Source organism: Streptococcus sp. HMSC078D09 (assembly GCF_001813675.1).
GTDB lineage: Bacteria > Bacillota > Bacilli > Lactobacillales > Streptococcaceae > Streptococcus.
Genome location: NZ_KV813680.1, coordinates 14,250 through 38,366, shown reverse-complemented (window position 1 = coordinate 38,366; position 24,117 = coordinate 14,250). Strand labels below are relative to the sequence as shown.

Below are 24,117 nucleotides of genomic sequence, written 5' to 3'. Positions count from 1 at the left end.
TTTGATAAATTTAGTTACGCTATTTTCAATCAGTGTAAAGGCTTTAACCTTATAGGTTTTTAATGTTTTCATAAATGAACCTCCATATTTTGATAAATCGGCAGCAACATGGCTGCATAGAGTAAGACAATCACAAGAGCCACAAAGACAAACACCAAGGGTTGTATCACATTCATGGCCTTGTGAACCCGACGAAAGAAATCTTCCCATGTTTTTTCAGCGTAGATCTCTAGCTCACTTCCGAGCTTTGATTTGACTTCACCGTATTCAATCATAAGGGACAATTCTTTTTTGAAAAAAGAATACCCCCTGACCGTCTCTGAAAAGGACTGGCCACGATCTAAAGAAAGAGCTAAGTCCCTTCCAATTTCCTGAAAAAGCTGGGATTTTTGCCCCTGCATCATGGAAAAAATCTGAGACAATTCCAATCCTTGTCCAATCAGATTACCCCATTCTCTGGCATAATAGGCTGTCAAATAAGCTTGAATCATGCCTTTCCCGAAAGGCAGATGAGACAAGGTTCTAAAAACCTTGATCTTGCCTGACTTTCGATAATAGAGAAAGCTGAGTAAGAAGAAGATCACCAGTCCCGCTCCTAAGGCCAAAAAGAGTTGGGGGAAGGAACTGATCAATTGCGTCCCAATATTTTGAGCATCCATTTGAGGAAGCAAGTAATTGCGCAAGCCTAGCATAATCAGAACTAAAAATCCAAGCAAGATGAGAGGATAGGTGCTCACCTCAATCAGCTTTTTCTTGACCTTGCGCATGTTTTCTAGGTAAGCACTGATTTTCTCCAAGCTCAATGCAAGATTGCCATGGAGTTCAGCGAGAGACAGCTGTGTCGTGACCGCATCTGAAAAACCGATCCCCGCCATCATCTCTGAAAAACTCCGCCCCCTCGAGAGGTCCTCTCGCATCTGGGAAACCAAACGACTCTCCACTAGGTGAGAGCGATCCAGAAAATCGACAATCTCAGACAGATGAAAACCACTCGAATAAAGATTCAAAAACAATTCGATGATTTGCTTTTGTTTAGCGGTAGATAATTTTTTCGGCTTGCGCCTGAGCCAGCTGGATATATCCCGATTGAGCCAAGAGATCCATTTGTTGGTTCCAGCGACTGGCTGAGTGCTCTTGGTAGTTTTCCGTCGCAAAATCGACCACACCTCCTCCTGCAATTAATCGTTGGTAGCAAATACCTTGTAAAACAATCTTGAGCTCTTCCTCACTCACTCCAAGTTCTAAGAGCCTCTCATAAACACCTCGAACGCTCTTGGCATGGATCGTAGAGAAGACGGTGACTCCTGTCAAACTAGCTCGTACGACCGCACGAGCTGTTTCCCTATCTCGGATTTCTCCAATAATGAGAAGGTCCGGCCGATGGCGTAAGGAGAGTTTGATCAGGTTGTCATAGGTCATGCCGATCTGGTCATTCAGCTGAAGTTGAAGCATATTGTCCTGCTTGATCTCGACAGGGTCTTCAATAGACATGACTTGCTGGTCCGCAAAGCGCTCTTGCGCCAACGCATGCATGAGAGTGGTCTTTCCCGAACCAACAGGACCTGCAAAGAGATAGAGGCCACGACCAGCCAATTTCTTCTTCAAGTCTGGCAACTGATCAAACCAAAACCGTAATTCTCGCTCCTCATCATGCAAGAGCCGAATAACCAAGCTTTCATAGCCACGATAATCCCCCACCGTTGACAAGCGAATCGAAACCACTCCATTCTCCAAAGGGTAATCACACGATCCTAGCTGGCTGCGCCTTTTTTCTCCCACATTCATCCCTGCCACGAACTTAAAGTGGCTGATAATAGCCGTCATCTCCTCAAAAGGGAAGGACTGCACAAAGCGCCTCTCGTCTCCCACCCTCATAAAAACCTGGTACTCCTCCTTCCGAGGAATGAAGTAGAGATCCTGAGCCTCTTCCTTCTTTCCCATGCGGATCAATTTTTTTGCAATTTCTTGAACCATAGTTCCTCCTCTCACTTATACTATTCGAAAAAGAAGACAAAAAAAGAAGACTTTCTAGATCGCTCTAAAAAATCTTCCGCATTTCTCTTATGACAGGGTCGTCCCCTTTTTTGAATCGAGTGTATATTGACAAGAACGGTGTTTGCGACTGCCTCTTTCCTTTTCGTAGCCTGGGCGGAGCTTGCTTTTAGGGATCTTATGCTCGTCTTCTAGGAGGACAATCGAATGGAAAAACTGCACATCTTCACTGCAGTCCTCACACCACTCTTGCTCCTTGGTATCCCAAAAGATCGTCATGAGGTCACTCCGACTCTTATAACTTGGAAAGTGCTCATTTAACTCCAACCACTTCTGCTTGTAGTATTTCAAAGCCTGGTAATAGTCTTCAAACTTCCGACTACTCACGATATCATCTTCCCAACCTTCTAAAAACCACCAGGGTTCACAGTCCCCGTACATTTCAATCACTCGATACATAAACTCTTCCATCCTTTGTACCCTCTATTATATAGAAAATCCTTTGAGAATAAAAGTTTTCTGCTCAGAGCATGATTTTTCAGGTAGTTTTCAGGCTATTTTCACCATTATTTTTCAAAAATAGACTGCCTAATTGCTATTGGGTCCTTTTTTCAAAAAAAAGCCGGAACTTGTAGTTCCGACTAATTTTCTTATTCTTCTACGACTTCAGCTGTTTGAACTTCATCGACTGTTCCATCTGTTAATGGCACTTCTTCGATAATTTCAACTTCATTAATCGCTTGTGGTTCCAAGTTACGGTAACGAGCCATACCTGTACCTGCAGGAATAATCTTACCAATGATAACATTTTCCTTAAGTCCAAGGAGATGGTCTTTCTTACCACGGATCGCTGCGTCAGTAAGGACACGAGTTGTTTCCTGGAAGGAAGCCGCTGACAAGAAACTGTTGGTTTCAAGAGAGGCTTTGGTGATTCCCATAAGGACTGGACGAGCAGTCGCAGGAACTCCACCAGAAATAAGGACATCCTTATTAGCATCTGTAAAGTCTGTAATGTCCATCAGAGTACCCATGAGAAGGTCTGTATCTCCTGGATCCATGACACGTACTTTACGGATCATTTGACGCACCATTACCTCGATGTGTTTGTCGCCGATTTCTACCCCTTGGCTACGGTATACTTTTTGTACTTCCGCAAGAAGGTAAGTTTCAACAGACAAGACATCACGAACGGCAAGGAGACGTTTTGGTTGGATAGACCCTTCTGTCAGAGCATCACCACGAGAGACTTGATCTCCCACTTCGACTTTCATGCGGGCAGTGTAAGGGACAACGTATTCGCCCTCACCAGTTGCTCCGCTAACAAAGACTTTCTTGGTGCGTGTAGAAGCATCTTCTTCGATCGCTGTGACTTCCCCTTTGACCTCAGTGATGACCGCTTCCCCTTTTGGATTGCGGGCTTCAAAGATTTCTTGGACACGAGGAAGACCTTGCGTGATATCGGTATTTGAGGCAACCCCACCCGTGTGGAAGGTACGCATGGTCAACTGTGTACCAGGTTCCCCGATAGATTGGGCAGCGATAGTTCCGACTGCTTCACCCACTTCAACCGCATCACCAGTCGCCAAGTTGATACCATAACAGTGACGGCAGACACCATGGCGGGTGTTACATGTAAAGACAGAGCGGATAGTGACTTCTTCAACACCAGCTTTGACAATTTCACGTGCTAGGTCTTCTGAAATCAAAGTATCTGGACCAACGATGACTTCACCTGTTTCAGGGTGTTTAACAGATTTCTTGGTATAACGACCAGTCAAGCGTTCTTCGAGTGGCTCGATCATTTCCTTACCATCAGTAATAGCACGGATCACAAGTCCACGGTCTGTTCCACAGTCATCTTCACGGATAATGACGTCTTGGGCAACGTCAACCAAACGACGAGTCAAGTAACCTGAGTCGGCTGTCTTGAGGGCCGTATCGGTCATCCCTTTACGGGCACCGTGAGTTGAGAAGAACATTTCGAGTACTGACAAACCTTCGCGGAAGTTTGACAGGATTGGCAATTCCATGATCCGTCCGTTTGGAGCGGCCATCAAACCACGCATACCGGCAAGTTGCGAGAAGTTTGAGATGTTACCACGAGCTCCAGAGTCCATCATCATAACGATTGGGTTCTTCGGATCTTGGTTATCCACTAAGCGTTTTTCCAATTTCTCACGGGCTGCACGCCATTCAGCTGTAACGGCATTGTAGCGTTCGTCATCTGTGATCAAACCACGACGGAATTGTTTGGTAATTTGTTCCACACGTTTGTGAGATTCTTCAATGATTTCTGCCTTGTCTTCAACGACCGGAATATCAGCAATCCCCACTGTCAAACCAGCAAGGGTTGAATGATGGTAACCCAAGTCTTTCAAGCGGTCCAAGAAAGCAGACGTTTCAGTTGTACGGAAGCGTTTGAAGATTTCTGCGATGATATTTCCAAGATTTTTCTTCTTGAATGGAACGTTTAATTCCAATTTCTCAATCGCTGCTTTGACATCTTGACCAGGCTCCAAGAAGTACTTAGCTGGAACGCCTTCTGTCAAGTTGGCATTATTTGGCTCTTGAAGGTATGGAAGTTCTGCAGGCATGATATCGTTAAAGAGGATCTTACCAACAGTTGTCAAGAGAATCTTGTGTTGTTGCGCTTCTGTCCATGGTTTGTTCAAGCTATCTGTCGCAATTCCGACACGGGTATGCAAGTGAACATAGCCATTGCGAAGAGCCATGACTGCTTCATCACGGTCTTTAAAGACCATGCCTTCCCCTTCACGACCAGCTTCTTCCATAGTGAGGTAGTAGTTCCCCAATACCATATCCTGAGATGGGGTAACAACTGGTTTACCGTCTTTTGGATTCAAGATGTGCTCAGCAGCCAACATCAAGATACGAGCTTCTGCTTGGGCTTCTTCTGAAAGCGGTACGTGGATGGCCATTTGGTCACCGTCAAAGTCGGCATTGTAGGCTTCACAGACAAGCGGGTGCAAGCGAAGGGCTTTCCCGTCAATCAAGACAGGCTCAAAGGCTTGGATCCCCAAACGGTGAAGGGTCGGTGCGCGGTTCAAGAGAACTGGGTGTTCTTTGATCACTTCTTCTAGGATATCCCAGATGCGTTCATCTCCACGTTCGACCAAGCGTTTTGCAGCTTTGACGTTTTGCACGATATCACGCGCAACGATTTCACGCATGACGAATGGTTTGAAGAGCTCGATGGCCATTTCACGTGGCACACCACATTGGTACATCTTAAGAGTTGGACCAACGGCGATAACAGAACGTCCTGAGAAGTCCACACGTTTACCAAGCAAGTTTTGACGGAAGCGTCCTTGTTTCCCTTTGAGCATGTGGCTCAATGATTTCAGTGGACGGCTACCTGGTCCTGTGATCGGACGACCACGACGACCGTTATCGATCAAAGCATCAACAGCTTCTTGGAGCATCCGTTTTTCGTTTTGCACGATGATACCAGGGGCATTCAACTCAAGCAAACGCGCCAAACGGTTGTTCCGGTTGATCACACGACGGTAAAGGTCGTTCAAGTCAGAGGCAGCAAAACGGCCACCATCCAATTGGACCATCGGACGAAGATCTGGTGGAATAACTGGAAGGATGTTGAGAACCATCCATTCTGGCTTGTTACCAGATTTGTAGAAGGCATCCAAGACATCCAAACGACGAACAGCCTTCACACGTTTTTGACCAGTTGCAGTCTTCAATTCTTCTTTCAAGAGAGCAATTTCAGCTTCCAGATCCACTTGTTTCAAGAGGTCTTGGATCGCTTCTGCACCCATCTTAGCTACAAAAGAACCTGGTCCGTATTCACGCAAGCGTTCACGGTATTCACGTTCTGTCATGATGGATTTGTGCTCAAGTGGTGTATCTTTTGGATCGATCACCACGTAAGCTGCGAAGTAAATAACTTCTTCAAGGGCACGAGGGCTCATATCCAAGGTCAATCCCATACGAGAAGGGATGCCTTTGAAGTACCAGATGTGTGATACAGGCGCTTTCAACTCGATGTGTCCCATACGTTCACGACGAACCTTGGCACGTGTTACTTCAACCCCACAGCGGTCACAAACGATCCCTTTGTAACGGATCCGTTTGTATTTCCCACACGCACATTCCCAGTCTTTTGTAGGTCCAAAGATGACTTCATCAAAGAGACCTTCACGTTCTGGTTTCAATGTACGGTAGTTGATTGTTTCAGGTTTCTTGACCTCTCCATAAGACCATGAACGGACCTTGCTTGGAGAAGCTAGGGTGATTTGCATACTTTTAAAACGATTTACATCAACCACTATTTCTTACCTTTCCTTGTTTTCATACTTGTTTCATTTGGATACAGCTTAGGTGGGGAAAGAAAGAAAACTTTCTTGCCACCTCCTTGTGTCTGTATCTTGTTATCGAATCATCCTGTCAGAAGCATTGGTTTCTCACAAGACAATCATTTTTACTGATTATTTTTCTGATTCTTCAGCATCAAAGGCTGCTTTTGCTTCCTTGGCTGCTTTTTCACGTGCTTTTTCAAGGTCATCCACATGAATCACATCATCGTCTTCCCCTTCATCGAGGTCACGAAGTTCCACTTCTTGATCATCTTCGTCCAAGACACGCATGTCAAGACCAAGAGATTGCAATTCTTTGACAAGAACGCGGAAGGATTCTGGTACACCTGGTTTTGGAATTGGTTTACCTTTGGTAATCGCTTCATAAGCTTTCAAACGTCCGTTGACATCATCTGACTTGTAGGTCAAGATTTCTTGAAGGACATTTGATGCACCATAAGCCTCAAGGGCCCACACTTCCATTTCCCCGAAACGTTGTCCACCAAACTGAGCTTTCCCTCCGAGTGGTTGTTGGGTAACCATTGAGTATGGTCCGACTGAACGGGCATGGAGTTTATCATCAACCATGTGGTGAAGCTTGATCATGTACATGACACCGACAGAAACACGGTTGTCAAACGGCTCACCTGTACGTCCATCGTAAAGAATCGTCTTGGCATCACTATCCATACCAGCTTCTTTCACAGTATCCCAGAGGTCTTCTGAGCTTGCTCCGTCAAAGACTGGTGTTGCGATGTGAATACCCAAGTTACGAGCGGCCATACCAAGGTGAAGTTCCATAACCTGACCGATATTCATACGTGATGGCACCCCAAGAGGGTTCAACATGATATCAACCGGTGTACCGTCTGGAAGGTAAGGCATATCTTCAACTGGAACAATACGAGACACAACCCCTTTGTTTCCGTGACGACCGGCCATCTTATCTCCGACGCGGATCTTGCGTTTTTGTGCGATGTAAACACGAACCAACATGTTGACACCCGATTGCAATTCATCTCCGTTTGCACGTGTAAAGATCTTAACATCGCGAACGACTCCATCTCCACCGTGAGGTACACGAAGAGAAGTATCCCGCACTTCACGAGATTTATCTCCAAAGATCGCGTGAAGGAGACGTTCTTCAGCAGAAAGGTCTTTTTCACCCTTTGGTGTGACCTTACCGACAAGGATATCGCCTTCTTTAACTTCCGCACCAATACGGATAATACCTGTTTCATCCAAGTCACGAAGAGCATCTTCCCCAACGTTTGGAATTTCACGGGTAATTTCTTCAGGGCCTAACTTGGTATCGCGTGTTTCTGATTCAAATTCTTCCAAGTGAACAGATGTGTAGACATCTTCTTTCACCAAGCGTTCGCTCATGATAACGGCATCCTCGAAGTTATACCCTTCCCAAGTCATGTAAGCGACGATTGGGTTTTGACCAAGGGCCATTTCCCCTTTTTCCATCGATGGGCCGTCAGCGATAAAGTCACCTTTTTCAACAACATCGCCAACTTTTACAAGAGTACGTTGGTTGTAAGCCGTACCTGAGTTTGAACGACGGAATTTTTGGATATGGTAAACATCAAGAGATCCATCTTCCCGACGAACTTCTACCTTGTCTGCATCTGCATAAGTAACTTTACCATCGTGTTGAGCAATGACTGCAGCTCCTGAGTCATGGGCTGCTTGGTATTCCATACCAGTACCCACGTAAGGGGCTTTTGGATCGATCAATGGCACAGCCTGACGTTGCATGTTGGCACCCATGAGGGCACGGTTGGAGTCATCGTTTTCCAAGAAAGGAATACATGCTGTCGCAACGGCAACTACTTGTTTTGGAGATACGTCCATGTAGTCGACTTGATCAGATGGGAATTCTTGGTTGTTACCACGGTGACGTCCCATAACGATTGGCTCAGCAAAGCCACCTTTTTCGTTCAACTTAGAGTTGGCCTGAGCGACGATGTACTCATCTTCTTCATCGGCTGTCAACCAAACGATTTCGTTGGTCACTACACCTTTTTCACGGTCCACTTTACGGTATGGTGTTTGGATGAAACCATATTTGTTCAAGTGTCCATAAGATGACAAGTTGTTGATCAAACCGATGTTTGGTCCTTCAGGTGTTTCGATTGGACACATACGACCATAGTGGGTATAGTGCACGTCACGCACTTCATATCCGGCACGGTCACGTGTCAAACCACCAGGCCCTAAGGCAGATAAACGACGTTTGTGAGACAACTCAGAAAGTGGGTTGTGTTGGTCCATGAACTGTGACAACTGTGAAGAACCAAAGAATTCTTTAATTGCTGCAGTTACTGGGCGGATGTTGATGATTTGTTGTGGTGTCAAGACATCGTTATCTTGTACAGACATCCGTTCGCGAACGTTTCGTTCCATCCGTGAAAGTCCAAGACGCACTTGGTTGGCAAGCAATTCACCAACGGCACGAATCCGACGGTTTCCAAGGTGGTCGATATCATCCACGCGACCAATACCTTCTGCAAGGTTCAAGAAATAGCTCATTTCTGTCAAGATATCAGCTGGAGTTACGATGCGCACTTTGTCAGATGGGTTGGCATTCCCGATGATGGTAACAACGCGGTCTGGATCTGTTGGAGCGACAACTTTGAATTTTTGCAATTCTACTGGTTCTGTCAAAACAGCAGCATCATTTGGAATGTAGGTAATTTTGTTCAAACCGTTATCCAATTGTTCAGAGATGCTGTCGATCACATCGCGCGTCATGACAGTATCAGCTTCTACAAGGATTTCCCCTGTTTCAGCATCTACCAATGGTTCTGCGATTGTTTGGTTCAACAAGCGGTTCTTGATATTGAGTTTCTTGTTGATCTTGTAGCGACCAACTGGTGCCAAGTCATAACGACGTGGATCAAAGAAACGAGCTACCAACAAGCTACGTGAGCTTTCCGCTGTTTTTGGTTCACCTGGACGAAGACGCTCGTAGATTTCTTTGAGGGCTTCATCTGTCCGTGAATCCATTGGATTTTTGTGGATATCTTTTTCAATGGTATTGCGAACCAATTCGCTGTCCCCAAAGATATCGATGATTTCATCATCTCCAGAGAATCCAAGAGCACGCACAAGAGTTGTAAATGGAATTTTACGTGTGCGGTCGATACGTGTGTAAGCAATGTCTTTTGAGTCTGTTTCAAGCTCTAACCAAGCCCCACGGTTAGGGATAACAGTTGATCCATAACCAACCTTACCATTCTTGTCCACCTTATCATTGAAGTAGACACCTGGTGAGCGGACCAACTGAGATACGATAATCCGTTCTCCACCATTGATGATGAAAGTTCCCATTTCAGTCATGATTGGGAAATCACCAAAGAAAACTTCTTGGGTCTTGATTTCACCTGTTTCTTTGTTGACCAAACGGAAGGTCACAAAGATTGGTGCTGAGTAGCTGGCATCGTGGATGCGCGCTTCTTCAAGCGAATACTTAGGTTCGCGGATTTCATAACCCACAAATTCCAATTCCATTGTATCCGTGAAGTTTGAGATGGGAAGCACATCTTCAAATACTTCCTTCAAGCCATGATCCAAGAAATCTTTGAATGAGTCTGTCTGGATTTCAATCAAGTTTGGTAAATCAAGAACCTCTTTGATTCTTGAAAAACTACGACGGGTCCGATGTTTCCCGTATTGAACGTCATGTCCTGCCAAAGTTTTTAGCTCCTTTTTCCATACTAGGATAGCTTGGTAAAATGACTTTCACCACCTATCCGGTTTTAACTACAATTGTGTGATTTGCATCACGTGAAGAGCTGTCTCTTCACCTCATTCGCCGCTTTTTGTAATTTTTAGAAAAATTAAATTTGTGTAACAAACTAGGATTTTTCTGAAAAATAGGCACAAAAAGAGCAGCTAAATCGACTTATTCAAGTAAGATTTAACTGCTGTAAGCTCTTATTTGGACAATATTTCAAATAAAGCACACGACAAATTAGTTATCACTATTATACCGTTTTTTGCTACAAAAATCAAGGCTTTCTCCAGGTTTTCTACTGGATCAGACTAGCGTCGATTGCCACGATTTGAGCTGTTTCGATTTGAACTATTGCTTGATGAACTATTGGTTGTCGAATTGTTCTTATTATTCGACTGGCTTCCACTGCTATTGCCGAGAATCGCTGCCCAAGCACTTTGATAATCGCTATCCGATCCCCCGATGGCAAAGTGGTATTGAGTGGTTGGCGCTCCGTTTTTAGCCCAAAGACTCGTCACCATTTGACCGCTCACATCGATATCCCGGCCATTGACATTGACGCGGCCCGGTTTTTCACCAGTCGATTTGAGCACTTCAGAACGGATCACACTCTTATCGAGAGTGAATTTATCCTGAATTCCAAAGAGACTTGGATCTGCTTGGTAGATCGCATTCGCCAACTGCGCCATGTATTGGGCATTGTTGTTGTATCCGGTCAAGGTTTGCATGGAAGCATTGTTGTCATGGCCAATCCAACCTCCTAAAGAAACATTTGGGGTGGACAGCATGAGCCACATATCCCCATTTGAGTTAGTGGTACCGGTTTTTCCAATCCAGTCAGCACCTGCCAGCGTTGGGTTGACTTGGCTAATCCGTGACTTAAAGGTCGTTGTTGCACCAGACGTAATAACCCCGCGCAAGAGATCCTGCATAATCGTTGCCGTTGCTGGAGAGTAAACACGAACAGGATCTGCCTCGTGCTTGTAGACTACATCCCCATCTCGATCAATGATTTGCTCTACCATGTAGCGTTTGAGGTAGTTCCCATTGTTAGCAATGGTTTGGAAACCATTGGTATGTTGGGCAACAGTGACCTCAATTCCTCCCCCCATCGGCAGACTCTCAATGCCATATTCAGGGATATCATAGCCCATTTTCTTCATGTAGGATGGGACATCCACACCCTTTTCACGAAGGGTCCGGTAAGTCCAGTAAGCTGGAATATTCCATGAGGTGTTGAGAGCCTCACGGAGATCCATCATGGCTGTTCCTCGGCTATCCACGTGCATGATCGGCTCACCACTTGAGAAATTAGTTGGGTAGTTAGAAAGGATGCTATTGCTTCCCATCAAGCCTTGGTCGATGGCAATCCCATAGGCCAACAGTGGTTTGATAGTAGACCCTGGGGAACGCTCTGTATCAAAGGCATGGTTGTTTTGGTTGCCATCAAAATTCCGTCCACCGATAAATCCTAAAACCGCACCTGTTCGGTTGTCCATAAGGACATTCCCAACTTCTACAAGACCCGTCCCATCATCTAAGACACTTCCAAAATTCGCTACTGCGGCCTGCATCGCATTGTGAACCGGTTTGTTAATCGTGGTTTGAATGGTGTAGCCACCTTCGCGCAACTCGCTCTCAGCTAATTCTTGGTAAGCCTTGACGGTTTCATTATTTTTCAAGTCTTGCTTGGTGACATTGTCTCGCTTGATCAAGTAATCATACATGGCCTCTTTTGCTTCTGCCATGGCTTGGAAGTAGAGGTAGTCATGCGGTGTTTTCTCGATGCCATCTGGAGCGATGAAGTCTTTGGTCAAGTCGTACTGAGCATAGGTCTCGTAGTCTTTTTTCGACAAGGCTCCCGTCCGGTACATATTGAACAAAACGTCTTTGGCACGCGCCAAACCTAACTCGAGGTTTTCCTTGCTCTTTAGGCTACCGTCTGCAGCATAAGGAGAGTAGACAATCGGACTTTGTGGCAAGCCAGCGATAAAGGCCGCTTGTGGAACAGACAAGTCCTTCGCAGAGACGCCAAAGATCCCTTGAGCTGCAGCTTCCACACCCGCAATATTTTGTCCCCGATTGTTTCGTCCAAAAGGCGAAACATTTAAGTAGGTGGTTAGGATTTCATTTTTATCCATTCCCCGCTCTAAAGCCAAGGCATCGACAATCTCTGTCGCCTTACGAGTAAAGGTTGGAGCGTCTCCCACGACTTGCTGTTTGATCAACTGCTGGGTCAGGGTTGATCCCCCACTAGAGGAGCCCACACCGGCTACAGATCCAAGTGTTGCCCGAAGAACGGCTTTAGGTACAACCCCCTTGTGGCTTTCAAAATTCTCATCCTCAGTAGCGATCACAGCCTTCTTGACATTGTCTGAAATGGCATCTCCTGCTACGGGCGTGCGGATCAAATCACTGTCCACTTCTGCAATCAGGCTCTTATCGGAATAGGTCAGTTTTGAAACACTGCTGACATTGCGGACCTGCTGGACCAGTTCTTCTGTCTTTGGAACCTTGACATTGCTAAAGAGGCTCGCCGCATAACCAATCCCGATCCCTGCACCAAATAAAAAGAGGCACACGAACAGGGCGATCATGACATCCCACAAGAGTTTGAGAGTTCGCAAAAAGGTCGCAAAAATATCGCCGACAGACCAGCTACTTTCCTCATTTTTTTCCTTATTCGGAGTTTCTGTATACATATTTGCAAAGAATTTTTGGACTTTCTTCCAAAACTCTTGCAGCTTCTCTTTTAATTGATTCACTGATTCTTTCTCCTTGTTCCCTATATTATAGCAGATTAGGCCCTTTGTTTTCAATCACAAGAGCGTAGAAATCGTCACTCATTCTGCTTGGGTAAGGACAAGAAAATGATGGAAACCATTGCCATTTCCGTGGTTTATGGTAGAATAGAGAAATGAATAAACTTATAAAGGAGAAAAGACACATGCACATTTTTGATGAGCTAAAAGAGCGTGGTTTGGTATTTCAAACGACGGATGAAGAAGCCTTACGCAAAGCACTGGAAGAAGGTCAGGTTTCTTATTATACTGGTTATGATCCAACTGCTGACAGCCTTCACCTTGGTCACTTGGTTGCCATCTTGACGAGCCGTCGCCTTCAACTAGCAGGCCACAAACCTTATGCGCTCGTTGGCGGTGCGACTGGTCTCATTGGTGATCCGTCCTTCAAAGATGCTGAACGTAGTCTCCAAACAAAAGAAACTGTACAAGAATGGGTTCGTTCCATTCAAGGGCAATTGTCTCGTTTCCTCGATTTTGAAAATGGCGACAACAAAGCTGAAATGGTCAACAACTACGATTGGTTCGGAAGCATTAGCTTTATTGACTTCCTTCGTGATGTCGGCAAATACTTTACAGTCAATGCTATGATGAGTAAGGAATCTGTGAAGAAACGGATTGAGACAGGGATTTCTTACACAGAGTTTGCTTACCAAATCATGCAAGGCTACGACTTCTACGTCCTCAACCAAGAACACAATGTAACCCTTCAAATCGGTGGATCAGACCAATGGGGGAACATGACAGCTGGTACTGAGTTGATGCGACGTAAGGCTGACAAGACTGGCCACGTTATCACTGTTCCACTCATCACAGACGCGACTGGTAAAAAATTTGGTAAATCTGAAGGGAATGCTGTTTGGCTCAACCCTGAAAAGACTTCTCCATACGAAATGTACCAATTCTGGATGAATGTGATGGATGCTGACGCTGTGCGCTTCTTGAAAATCTTCACGTTCTTGTCACTGGACGAAATCGAAGAGATCTGCAAACAGTTTGAGGCTGCTCCTCATGAACGCTTGGCTCAAAAGATCTTGGCGCGTGAAGTGGTCACCCTCGTTCACGGTGAAGAAGCTTACAAGGAAGCCCTCAACATCACAGAACAACTCTTTGCAGGAAACATCAAAAACCTTTCTGTCAAAGAACTCAAACAAGGCCTTCGTGGTGTGCCAAACTACCAGGTCCAAGCAGAAGACAACCTCAACATTGTAGAACTCTTGGTCACAGCTGGTGTAGTGAATTCTAAACGCCAAGCCCGCGAAGATGTTCAAAATGGAGCGATCTACGTCAATGGCGAACGCATCCAAGACCTTGACTATGTCTTGAACGATAGCGATAAATTAGAAAATGAATTGACCGTTATCCGTCGCGGTAAGAAAAAATACTTTGTTTTGACTTATTAAGAAAGTAAAACCACGAAGTTTGGTATGAACTTCGTGGTTTTCTTATACACTTTTCCCCATTGATTCAAGTCTTTTAAAATCGACATCAGTGACTTGCCTTTTTCTGTCAGCTCATATTCTGTATGGAGTGGCATCGTTATATAGATGCATGTCAAAATCACAAAGAGAATCCAAAATAAATCAGTCCATTTATATTTTGAATTCTAGTGTCATTATAAAATAGCGATTGTAATACAAGCGATACAAGTGTATCGCTAACGTGTTTCGTATCTTCTACACGTTTTTCGTTAAGTAACACATTTCTAACGTACTCAGAAAGCTTCATTTTACTAGCTTTAGCACGTTTTTCTAATTCTTTTTTCTTTTCATCTGTAATACGTACGTTTAGACTTTTGTGTTTCCCTTGCGTCACGTTGTATCTCCTTTGAAACTCTTTTTCTTTACAATTTCTAAGTGATTTTTAACTAAAATCGATTTTAAGCTCTCAAAACATAATAAAACAATTATAAAATGCAGCTAAAAATTAAAAGCCTATTTTTTTACGATTTGACAATTTAACTTTGTTATTAAACTAGTTAAAAACAAAGCAATAAAAAAAGACGGATAAACCGTCCTTTTTATTTTTTGTCTAAACGACCAAGCACTTCAGCTTTTTTCTTCGCTAATTCTGCTTTCGTTTCTTTTGACGTCTCGTTAACATAATCAGGTTTTGACCATTTTGGAGCGGAAACAGAGTTTTAGATTAGAAGGGATAAAATACGAAAAACAATCAATGCGTAGGCTTAAGTACATAATATATCCAAACATTGATACTATCAACTCCACACATCCTACATAGAAAGTTTCCATTATATTTTTTAATATTCTTCAAAACTATATCTTATACAAATTATTTAATCTTTCTAACTCTAATACATTCATACATACTTCTACTCCAGTAATTACCCCCTTACTATGAATAATTCCACAAGAAAACACAATCCTATCCGTACTCAAAATATTTGACAATATTACAAATGATTCCAAAACATAATCCTCTATAGTAATAAAACAATTATTTTCATCTTTAAAAAACTTTATAAATCCAATATCCTTACACCTATCACCAAGATAAAACCTAAGTGATTTCAAAAAATAATCAAAAAAAACATCACTCTCCATAGAAAACCCTTTCATTTTTTTAAAATATTCTGATATAATCATACAAAAAATAAAGGAGAACTGCTATGAAAAAACTTATTTTATTTATAACTACCTTTCTAACTCTTCTTTCATTTACTGTTACAACATATGCCGAAACTCCAAACACAAACAAAATTAAATAAAGAGACTCAAGATCCACTAAAAACCGCATAAAATTATTAAAAATTGTGACTCAGTCCCATTAAAGCTTCGGTTGCTATCTAGAGGCTCTTTTGTTACACTACTAATATGAATACACCGATTAAACCAAAATTACAACGATTTCAAACAGCCACTGCTTTTGCCTGTCCCATCTGTCAATTGGACCTAGAACTTGTGGGAACCAGTTTTAAATGTCCCAAGAGCCATTCTTTTGATTTGGCGAAATTCGGCTATGTCAACCTGGCTCCTCAGATCAAGCAATCGAAGGACTATGACAAAGAAAATTTCCAGAATCGCCAGCTGATCTTAGAAGCAGGTTTTTATGAGCCGATTCTAACAGCGATCGGACAAAAAATTCCGACCAGTGATGCCAAGATTCTAGATATCGGTTGTGGAGAAGGCTATTACTCCCGAAAACTACAAGAAGCCTATCCCGAAGCTACTTTCTATGCATTTGATCTTTCCAAGGAATCTGTGCAGCTAGCTGCCAAGAGTGACGCTAGCTGGAAGGTCAATTGGTTTGTAGGAGACTTGGCTCATTTACCCATTCAATCCAAGAGTATGGAGGTCATTTTGGACATCTTCTCCCCGGCTAATTACGCTGAATTTGAGCGTGTTTTAAAGGCTGAAGGGGTGATCATTAAGGTTGTCCCAACCTCTTCTCATCTGAAAGAGATTCGTCAGTTGGCCCAAGATCAATTGACCAAGCAATCTTACTCCAATCAGGAAATTTTAGAGCACTTTGAAGACCACTGCCAGATCCTCTCATCCGAAACAGTCAGCCTCACCAAGAGTTTAACTCCTGAAGAACGCCAAGCGCTCCTCGCCATGACCCCTCTTCTATTTCACGTAGATCAAGAAAAGATCGACTGGAATCAACTCACAGAAATCACCATTGAAGCTGAGCTGCTGGTTGGGAAAATCAAGATACAAAGGACGTAGCGGATAAAGTCAAAATAGGGTATTCGACGCAGAATTATTAGATTCTAGGAGGATACATCTTTACAAATCTAATAAAATCTTAAAAGAATTCATTCATTAGAATTATCCAATCATCTACTGAAACTTTCCGCCGTGAGGAAAGTTTTTAAGAAGACTTTGTCTTCAATTAAAAGGCTGAGACAAATCGTCTCAGCCTTTTACTCATCTTCTGCATGCTCTGTCATGACTTGTAAGCGATAGGTTTTAGGCGATTTTCCACAGAGTTTACGGAAAACCTTGTAGAAATAGCCTACATTACTGTAACCGACTTTATAGCAGATATCTTCAATGCTGTCATTGGTCGATAAGAGGAGCTGCTGGGCAGCCTTAATCCGCTGTTTGTTGAGGAGTTCTGCGAAAGTCGCATTGGTTTCTCGTTTAATCAATTGGCCTAAATAGACTGGATTGATAAAGAGAGCCTGACTGATGTCCTTGAGTGACAGCTCTTTTTGGTAATCACGGCTAATCACTTGGAGGACACTCGCTACATTTTCATTCATCCGATAGTGGGATAAGAAACGGGACAACTCTTCCTGGATAAAGCCAATCATCTCGCTAAAGGTGGCAGCATCATGGACTTTCTTGACCACATCGGCCAAATCATCTCCTTGCAGGTATTCAAACAAATGAAAGACATCCATCAAAAATTGGATAAAGAGCTGCTTGGTCAGTGAAACCTTAGGTGTCTTCTCAAGGATCATTTTTTCTAACCAGTCCAGTTCTTCTAAGATCTGTTGGATATTTCCTTGCATGATCACCCGATAGGCAGGCTCGTAGTAATGGAAGACCTCTTCATCTTGATTGAGAGGGAACGCCCCATAAAAGAGGCTCCGCTCTACTAGGTCCTTAAATTGATGAAAGTGCTCCTTATACGGAGGCTCAAAGGCCTTCTCAATCATGGCTTCTTCTTCTTGATCTGAGATAAAGAGTTGAAGATTTTGCCCTAGAACTTGGTAAGACGAGCTGATAAAACCTTTTTTCTCCTTAGCAACCCCAATCCACAGTGAGTTTCGTCCTGCGATATATCGACAAAACTCTTCCTCAGAGATGTCATCGTGAATCAAGCGGTTGGCCAACTCTTGGCTTGGTTGCTGGATTTGGTGCTGGATTTTTTCTAGGATATTGCCCATCTCCACCTTATTGACAGGTTTGAGCAGGTAGTCTGCCACGCGCAAATTGAGAGCTGTCTTGACATATTCAAAATCCTGATAGCCTGACATAATGATAAAAGCAGCATCTGGCATCAAATCCTTCATCTCAGCAATCATCTGAAGTCCGGTCTTTCCAGGCATATTGACATCCGTGATCACCACATCCACCGGATGCTCTCGCACATAATCAAGGGCTTGGTCTGCATCTTCTGCAGTTGCGACCACTTCCATATTCCAGTGGTCAAAGGGGATTAATTTTTTTAACCCTTCTGTAATCATATACTCATCGTCTACTAATAAGACTTTGTACATTCTGTCTCCTTTATTCATCTTGAATAGTTATCGTATAGGTCACTCCATGGTGAGGTTGGGAGAAGACTTGGATATGGTAGCGATCTCCAAAATAGAGTAGCATGCGTTCATGGACATTGACAATTCCGATGGACTGCCGGCCACTCTTTTCTTCGATTTCTGAGCGTGGATTGCGATTGGCTAGTATCTCTTGAATTTTTTCTAGCTGTTCTTCTTCCATCCCGCGCCCATTATCAGTAACTAGGATCATGACTTGCCCGTCCCCTTGCAAGACTTTGACACTAATCACATTGTCCTTGCGTTTGTGATCCACTCCATGGGCAAAATAGTTCTCGACCAAAGGCTGGATGGTGAATTTTGGAATCTTCATCTTTTCCAAGCCTGGATCGATCTTAAAGCCATAGGCAATCGATTTTGGATAACGCACCATGCAGAGGTAGCTGTATTTGCGACAAAATTCGAGCTCATTTTCAACTGTCGTCACTCGCTCATCTGAGATATTATTGCGCAAGAGACTACTAAACTCATAAATAATATCACCCAACTCTTCTTGCTCTTGCATGACGGCATACATCCGGATAAATTCCAGTGTATTGTACATGAAGTGGGGATTGATCTGGGCTTGTAAGGCCCGCATATTGGCATCTTTTTGACTGAGCTGCAGCTGGTAGATATCTCGAATATTCTTATCCATATTGTCTAACATGGTATTGATCATATTACCAATAACCAGCAGTTCTTGGTCCTTGGTCGAGGTATCAATCCGTCGTTCACTATCGCCTTGACTGATCTGATTCATGGTATCAACCAAATCGAGGACTTGACGCCGGTAATTTTTGAAAATCTGACCTAATAACAAGTAAAGGATCAAGAAAATTAGGAAAGCAATAGAGAGAAAAGTGGTCAGGTTAGCTAGACCCTTTTTGACCAGATAACTTTCAGAAACAGCTACATCCACCTTGTAGCCATAGATCGTGCTACGGGTTTGCCATTTAATATCCTTCGATTGTCCCTTATCCCCTTCATGGTACATCTCTTTCCCAAAGGGAGTGAAGATCCGCACAGCGATTGGAAGATCGCCTCTGGCATTATCAATCGCTGCCGTCAAAATTTCCTGGTCCAAGGTCATATAAGCAATCCCAACTCCGGCTCCCGTTGTCGGGTCTGTCAAAGGAACTGGAATAGCTGTCACAGGAGCCTTGTAATGATCCGCCGAGACTTGCTTACCTCCCTTCGATTGCCGTGTGGAGACAAATACCGTCTTGTAATCAGACAAGGTGACATCGATGCCCTCTATGTTTTTATTGCTCAAATAGAGGCTATCAATATTCTTATGTAGAGACAACTGGATATAAGAAGGGAATTGGGCATTCAATCGCCAAGTCTCATACTCCGATGGCGTCAAGGTAAAATAGCGATAAACTCCTTCTAATTTTGCAGGGTTTTCAACGAGGCTACGGCCTTCTTGTGTAACCCGCTGATAAGAGGTCTCGAGATCCGTCACGACTTCGGTCAAAACCCGTTGGGCGATCCGATCTGCTTCAGCTTGCTGGTTTTTCCAAGAGATCCCCGCGACGACCAGGCCCATGATGGTCAAAATGGCCACCATGACATAGGCGTAAAATTTTAAAAGCGTACTTAACCAGATTCTTTTCATCGTTAGGATACCAATTTTTCGTGGATATTTTGATAGACAGGGTCAAAGATATCATTGACAAAGAAATGCCATACACCGATCAAGACGAAAAAGAGAAGGGCTGGCATATAGTAGCTAATGACGCCAAGTAGCGCGGTTCCAAGGATGAGCTTCAGAACCGGACGAATGTCCAGCAACATTCCGATCAAACTGAGCTTGATACTGTTGGCATAAGAGAGATCGAAATGAACTTGCAATTTCAAATAAACGGCGTAAGCTAGAGGCGCAACCAAGAGGAAAACCAGATTAAACAAGAGAACCAAAATTTGGAAGAAATTCAAGTGAGGAATCTGGATCATGAGATACATGCCATAGAGGAGAACCCCTTCAATAGCAAAGAAGGTGTAAAAGACTTGATTGGCTGGGACCAGATTTTCTTTGAAGAGTTCCCAAGCGCGTGACCAGTGATAGTCTTTGTAAGACATGCCATTTTCTGCATAGAGGCTCATAACTGTGGTGCCGGCTGGTCCTACTCCTAGCAGAACACCCCCACAGATCGTCAAAACCCAAAAAATCCCTGTTACCAGCATAGCAACATAGACTCTCGTAAAAATGAACTCAATGATTTTTCCCATGTTTCAGCCTCTTTTCCAATTAGTCATTCTATTATATCATAAAAATAAAACGCTTTCCTCAAATTTGCATTCTTCTATTGAAATCTCAATTTTCATTTCCAAGATCTGTTTTCATAGAGGAGTGAAAAGGCCTTGGAGACAGCCCCAAAGCCTTTTTGCACTACCTGTTCTTATTTTTTAGAAGCAAGGAATTCGTCGTATTGTTTTTGCATTTCATCAAGTACTTTTTGGTAAGCACCTTCTGATTTCAATTTTTCAAGCATCTTAGGAACTTCTACTTCAGGATCCACAGTACCAGTATTGATCGCACCTGCGAATTGGTTCAAAGTATTTGTAAGAGCTGTGATTTCTGATTTCACTTTATCTGTGTTAAAGATGAAGCCAAGTGCTGGAGATTCTTTTGCAGTTTCCAAGTCTTTCTTAGATTGTGCAATTTGTTCATCCGTTACGTTTTCGTTGATGTAAAGAATCCAGTTGTTACCAGTATTCCATCCAGACATGTGAGTGTTTCCGTTGTAGCCATCCAAGACTTTGACACGGTTTTCTTTGCCGGCAACTTTTTCCCAGTTCTTGCCTTCTGGTCCGTAAACAAGACCGTTCAAGAGTTCTGGATTAGTGTTCAAAAGGTTCAACACTTCCATTGCTTTTTCTTTGTTCTTAGAGTTATTTGAGATAACAAAGTTAGCTACTTGAGTGGTGTTGTTCTTCTTGTAAAGTTCAGTAAATGGTTTGATATCAATCTTACGGTTTGCTACACGAGTAAGCAAGCTGTTACCGTAGTCAGCTGGTCCTACTGTTTCTTCACGAACTAACCAAGTATCTTGAGAAAGGTCATAACCAGTATCGCTTGTTGCTACGTCTTTTGGAATGTATCCTGCTTCGTAGTATTTGTGAAGAGTCTTCAAGTTTTCTACATAACGAGGAATTGTGTAACGGTCCACGATCTTCGTAGTGTCACCTTTCAAGTCAACAACGAATGGAAGTCCATCAACAGCCACATAGTCGAAGTCATCTGAAGGTCCACCGTAGCTCTTGTTCATGGCAAATGGAACAACGTTTGGATCTTTTTCTTTAATGGCTTTCAAGACTGGTTCAAGAGAAGCATAGTCTTTGACGTTTGAGATGTCGATACCATATTTTTCAACAAGTGGTCCGTTGAAGGCAAAGTTTTGAGAAGATGCAACGTTGGCTGCTACTGGAACAGCATAGATCTTGCCATTTACAGTGTTCCCTTTGATGTATGCTGGGTCAAGTGCTTTGTAAAGGTCTTTCCCTTCTTTCTTGTACAATTCTGTCAAGTCAGCATAGGCACCTTTTTGAGCATTGATAACGTAGTTGTTGGCAAAGGCAATATCATAGTTTTCACCAGATGAGATGATGACGTTCATTTTTTGTGCGTAGTCACCCCAACCAAGATATTGGATATCCAATTTTGCGCCGACTTTCTTTTCAATGATCTTGTTGGCATTTTTAAGAAGAACATCCAAGTTATCTGGTTTGTCACCGATTTGGTACATCTTGATGATTGGTTTACCGTCTTCGGTTGTTGCTGATTTCTTGTTGTTACCTGTAAGGCTTCCACAAGCAGCAAGAGTAGCTCCAAGAGCAATGACACTAGCAGATGCTAACGCGTATTTTTTCCAATTTTTCATAAGAAAAATCTCCTTTATGTTATTTTCTTTTTAGACTAAGTTATGAGTTGAAAATCCTGTTGATTTTCAATGAACGATGTTATTCTTTCACACCACCGATGGTCAAGCCTTTTACAAAGTAGCGTTGGAAGAATGGATAGAGAATGGCGATTGGCACTGTTGCCACAACCACCATGGCCATACGTCCTGTTTCCCGTGGGATGGATTGTACAGCTCCTGCCAATTGGCCGGATACCCCGACATTTTTAGCGATGTAATCCATATTGTTTTGGATTTGCATCAAGAGGTATTGCAATGGGTAAAGGTTGTCACTCTTAATATAGAGGAGGGCATTGAACCAGTCGTTCCAGAATCCTAAAGCGGTGAAGAGACTAATAGTCGCAATCCCTGGTAGAGAGAGTGGCAAGCAAATTTGGAAGAAAATCCGTGTTTCACTTGCCCCATCGATCCGAGCGGATTCAAGAATGGCTTCTGGAATGGTCCGTTTAAAGAAGGTCCGCATCAAGATGATGTTAAATGGGCTAAGCAACATTGGGATAATCAAAGCCCCGATGGTATCACCCAATTGCAAGAGTTGAGTGGTGACAATATAGCCCGGTACCAACCCTGCACTAAAGAGCATACTAAGGAGTGAAAATACGGTAAAGAACTTGCGGTATTTAAAGGTACTCCGTGAGATCGCATAAGCATAGGTTGTGGTGATAAAGACATTACATGCTGTCCCCACAATGGTCACAAACAAGGTAATGAAGAGGGCTTGCAAGATTTTGTCTTTGAACTGTACCAAGAAAAGGTAACCATCAAATCCAAATTTTGCCGGCCAGAATTGGAATCCATGGACTGCCAAACTTTGTTCGTCTGTCAAAGAGATCATGACAACGAAGATGAAGGGAAGTACACAGGTCAATCCGACTAAGGTCAACAACAAGGTAAAGAAGAAGTTGCTCTTCTTACTGAAAGAATGGATCCCGACATTATCAATTTTTTCTTTTTGAATGGTTGATTTTTTCATACGATCCTCCTTTCTAGAAGAGAGCGGCATTCTTATCAATGCGACGGGCAATGATATTTGAGATTAAAACAAGAACCAAACCGACTACCGATTGGTAAAGACCGGCTGCTGCTGTCATCCCGATATCCCCTGACTTGGTCAAACCGTTGTAGACATAAACATCAATAACGTTGGTCACACTATAGAGCGCTCCAGCATTATGCGGGATTTGGTAGAAGAGACCGAAGTCTGCGCGGAAGATATTTCCGACTGCAAGAATGGTCAAGACCGTAATCAAGGAAGACAACTGAGGAATGGTGATGTTGCGAATGCGTTGCCACTTAGACGCACCATCCACGGTCGCTGCTTCATAGTAAGTTGGGTCAATTCCCATGATGGTTGCATAGTACATGACACTGCTATAACCAAAGCCTTTCCAAATTCCTAAGAAGAGGAGAAGCGCTGGCCAGATCCACAATTCTGAATAGAAATTGATGGCCTTCATGCCAAGTGAAGTTAAGATGTGGTTGACCAATCCTTTGTCCACGTTCAGGAAGGCATCGGTGAAGAAGCTGATGATAACCCATGATAGGAAGTATGGGAAGAGCATGGAGGTTTGAAGCACCTTGACCACTCTTTTTGATCTCAACTCACTAAAGATGATGGCGATCCCAACGGAAACAATCAATCCTAAGAAGATAAATCCTAAGTTGTACAAGACCGTATTTCTTGTAATAATGTAGGCATCTTTGGAACTAAAGAGGAACTTGAAGTTGTCAAAGCCAACCCACTTACTCTTCATGACACTGTCGATGAAGCCCTCTCCTGTGATATGATAGTCCTTAAATGCTACGATATTCCCAAAAACCGGAATATAGAAGAATAAGATTAACCACGCTGCACCAGGTAAGACCATTAAAAGAAAAATGAAATTTTCTCTCAGAGTCCTTACAAACTTTTTCATTTAACTCCCCCCTTTGAGCCTTGAGCGTGTTTATTTGCTTTGGTAGCGTTTACATTAACTATTATAAGATAGCCCATTTACATTTTCAAACTCCTAATTATAGAAAAAATTCTACAAATTTATGACATAGCTTTAAAAAAGGAGTAGAAAAGGGTGGTCGTAAAGACAGCTCCTCTTCT

16 protein-coding genes are annotated in these 24,117 nt (G+C 43.2%); 2 read left to right on the top strand and 14 right to left on the bottom strand.

The window, feature by feature from the left end; all coding sequences use genetic code 11:
• Window positions 1-68: 68 nt before the first annotated feature.
• The 6 genes from comGB to pbp1b form a co-directional block, all read right to left on the bottom strand.
• Window positions 69-1,100 carry a competence type IV pilus assembly protein ComGB gene (comGB, locus tag HMPREF2926_RS10535; RefSeq protein WP_176745544.1) on the bottom strand — a complete coding sequence of 344 codons (1,032 nt, stop codon included), beginning with the start codon at window positions 1,098-1,100 and terminating at the stop codon, window positions 69-71.
• Window positions 1,033-1,974: a competence type IV pilus ATPase ComGA gene (comGA, locus tag HMPREF2926_RS10530; RefSeq protein ID WP_049496844.1), complete on the bottom strand. Its 942-nt coding sequence runs from the start codon at window positions 1,972-1,974 to the stop codon at window positions 1,033-1,035. The genes comGB and comGA overlap by 68 nt, the downstream gene beginning before the upstream one ends.
• Window positions 1,975-2,061: 87 nt before the next feature.
• Entirely contained in the window at window positions 2,062-2,451 is a 390-nt protein-coding gene (locus HMPREF2926_RS10525; RefSeq protein ID WP_070587909.1) for a DUF1033 family protein, read from the bottom strand.
• 191 nt (window positions 2,452-2,642) lie between these two features.
• Window positions 2,643-6,296, bottom strand: coding sequence for a DNA-directed RNA polymerase subunit beta' (gene rpoC, locus HMPREF2926_RS10520; protein ID WP_003009742.1), 3,654 nt, complete (start codon window positions 6,294-6,296; stop codon window positions 2,643-2,645).
• 159 nt (window positions 6,297-6,455) lie between these two features.
• Window positions 6,456-10,025, bottom strand: coding sequence for a DNA-directed RNA polymerase subunit beta (gene rpoB / locus HMPREF2926_RS10515; protein ID WP_070587906.1), 3,570 nt, complete (start codon window positions 10,023-10,025; stop codon window positions 6,456-6,458).
• A gap of 351 nt (window positions 10,026-10,376) precedes the next feature.
• On the bottom strand, window positions 10,377-12,833 hold the full coding sequence (gene pbp1b, locus HMPREF2926_RS10510) for a penicillin-binding protein PBP1B (protein WP_070587903.1): 2,457 nt from the start codon (window positions 12,831-12,833) through the stop codon (window positions 10,377-10,379).
• A 182-nt stretch (window positions 12,834-13,015) separates the two neighbouring features.
• Here pbp1b and tyrS point away from each other — a divergent pair, with 182 nt between their 5' ends.
• Complete coding sequence (gene tyrS / locus HMPREF2926_RS10505) at window positions 13,016-14,272, top strand: tyrosine--tRNA ligase (protein WP_070587901.1); 1,257 nt, start codon at window positions 13,016-13,018, stop codon at window positions 14,270-14,272.
• Here tyrS and HMPREF2926_RS10830 read toward each other — a convergent pair.
• Window positions 14,269-14,442, bottom strand: coding sequence for a winged helix-turn-helix transcriptional regulator (locus HMPREF2926_RS10830; protein ID WP_080983018.1), 174 nt, complete (start codon window positions 14,440-14,442; stop codon window positions 14,269-14,271). The genes tyrS and HMPREF2926_RS10830 overlap by 4 nt on opposite strands.
• Window positions 14,430-14,684 carry a plasmid mobilization protein gene (locus HMPREF2926_RS10500; protein WP_049518126.1) on the bottom strand — a complete coding sequence of 85 codons (255 nt, stop codon included), beginning with the start codon at window positions 14,682-14,684 and terminating at the stop codon, window positions 14,430-14,432. The genes HMPREF2926_RS10830 and HMPREF2926_RS10500 overlap by 13 nt, the downstream gene beginning before the upstream one ends.
• A gap of 1,019 nt (window positions 14,685-15,703) precedes the next feature.
• Here HMPREF2926_RS10500 and HMPREF2926_RS10490 point away from each other — a divergent pair.
• Window positions 15,704-16,558: a putative RNA methyltransferase gene (locus HMPREF2926_RS10490; protein WP_049518125.1), complete on the top strand. Its 855-nt coding sequence runs from the start codon at window positions 15,704-15,706 to the stop codon at window positions 16,556-16,558.
• Window positions 16,559-16,755: 197 nt separating this feature from the next.
• On the opposite strand, the gene HMPREF2926_RS10485 is transcribed toward HMPREF2926_RS10490, so the two are convergent.
• The 6 genes from HMPREF2926_RS10485 to HMPREF2926_RS10460 all read right to left on the bottom strand — a co-directional run bounded on the left by HMPREF2926_RS10485 (window position 16,756) and on the right by HMPREF2926_RS10460 (window position 23,938).
• Window positions 16,756-18,060: a response regulator transcription factor gene (locus tag HMPREF2926_RS10485; RefSeq protein WP_070587899.1), complete on the bottom strand. Its 1,305-nt coding sequence runs from the start codon at window positions 18,058-18,060 to the stop codon at window positions 16,756-16,758.
• Between the two features lie 10 nt (window positions 18,061-18,070).
• Window positions 18,071-19,717, bottom strand: coding sequence for a sensor histidine kinase (locus HMPREF2926_RS10480; RefSeq protein WP_070587897.1), 1,647 nt, complete (start codon window positions 19,715-19,717; stop codon window positions 18,071-18,073).
• A gap of 2 nt (window positions 19,718-19,719) precedes the next feature.
• Complete coding sequence (locus HMPREF2926_RS10475; RefSeq protein ID WP_003019096.1) at window positions 19,720-20,331, bottom strand: YesL family protein; 612 nt, start codon at window positions 20,329-20,331, stop codon at window positions 19,720-19,722.
• Between the two features lie 170 nt (window positions 20,332-20,501).
• A complete protein-coding gene (locus tag HMPREF2926_RS10470; protein WP_070587894.1) occupies window positions 20,502-21,983 on the bottom strand; it encodes an ABC transporter substrate-binding protein in 1,482 nt (493 codons plus the stop codon).
• A gap of 79 nt (window positions 21,984-22,062) precedes the next feature.
• Window positions 22,063-22,995 carry a carbohydrate ABC transporter permease gene (locus HMPREF2926_RS10465; RefSeq protein ID WP_070587891.1) on the bottom strand — a complete coding sequence of 311 codons (933 nt, stop codon included), beginning with the start codon at window positions 22,993-22,995 and terminating at the stop codon, window positions 22,063-22,065.
• Window positions 22,996-23,008: 13 nt separating this feature from the next.
• A complete protein-coding gene (locus tag HMPREF2926_RS10460) occupies window positions 23,009-23,938 on the bottom strand; it encodes an ABC transporter permease (RefSeq protein ID WP_049492090.1) in 930 nt (309 codons plus the stop codon).
• Window positions 23,939-24,117 lie beyond the last annotated feature (179 nt).

What these genes read in the sequence shown, in the direction of transcription:
- HMPREF2926_RS10480 (WP_070587897.1), bottom strand. Translation starts at nt 19,717, where the DNA reads ATGAAAAGAATCTGGTTAAGTACGCTTTTAAAATTTTACGCCTATGTC.
- HMPREF2926_RS10525 (WP_070587909.1), bottom strand. Translation starts at nt 2,451, where the DNA reads ATGTATCGAGTGATTGAAATGTACGGGGACTGTGAACCCTGGTGGTTT.
- HMPREF2926_RS10485 (WP_070587899.1), bottom strand. Translation starts at nt 18,060, where the DNA reads ATGTACAAAGTCTTATTAGTAGACGATGAGTATATGATTACAGAAGGG.
- HMPREF2926_RS10490 (WP_049518125.1), top strand. Translation starts at nt 15,704, where the DNA reads ATGAATACACCGATTAAACCAAAATTACAACGATTTCAAACAGCCACT.
- tyrS (WP_070587901.1), top strand. Translation starts at nt 13,016, where the DNA reads ATGCACATTTTTGATGAGCTAAAAGAGCGTGGTTTGGTATTTCAAACG.
- HMPREF2926_RS10460 (WP_049492090.1), bottom strand. Translation starts at nt 23,938, where the DNA reads ATGAAAAAGTTTGTAAGGACTCTGAGAGAAAATTTCATTTTTCTTTTA.
- HMPREF2926_RS10465 (WP_070587891.1), bottom strand. Translation starts at nt 22,995, where the DNA reads ATGAAAAAATCAACCATTCAAAAAGAAAAAATTGATAATGTCGGGATC.
- comGA (WP_049496844.1), bottom strand. Translation starts at nt 1,974, where the DNA reads ATGGTTCAAGAAATTGCAAAAAAATTGATCCGCATGGGAAAGAAGGAA.
- HMPREF2926_RS10475 (WP_003019096.1), bottom strand. Translation starts at nt 20,331, where the DNA reads ATGGGAAAAATCATTGAGTTCATTTTTACGAGAGTCTATGTTGCTATG.
- HMPREF2926_RS10470 (WP_070587894.1), bottom strand. Translation starts at nt 21,983, where the DNA reads ATGAAAAATTGGAAAAAATACGCGTTAGCATCTGCTAGTGTCATTGCT.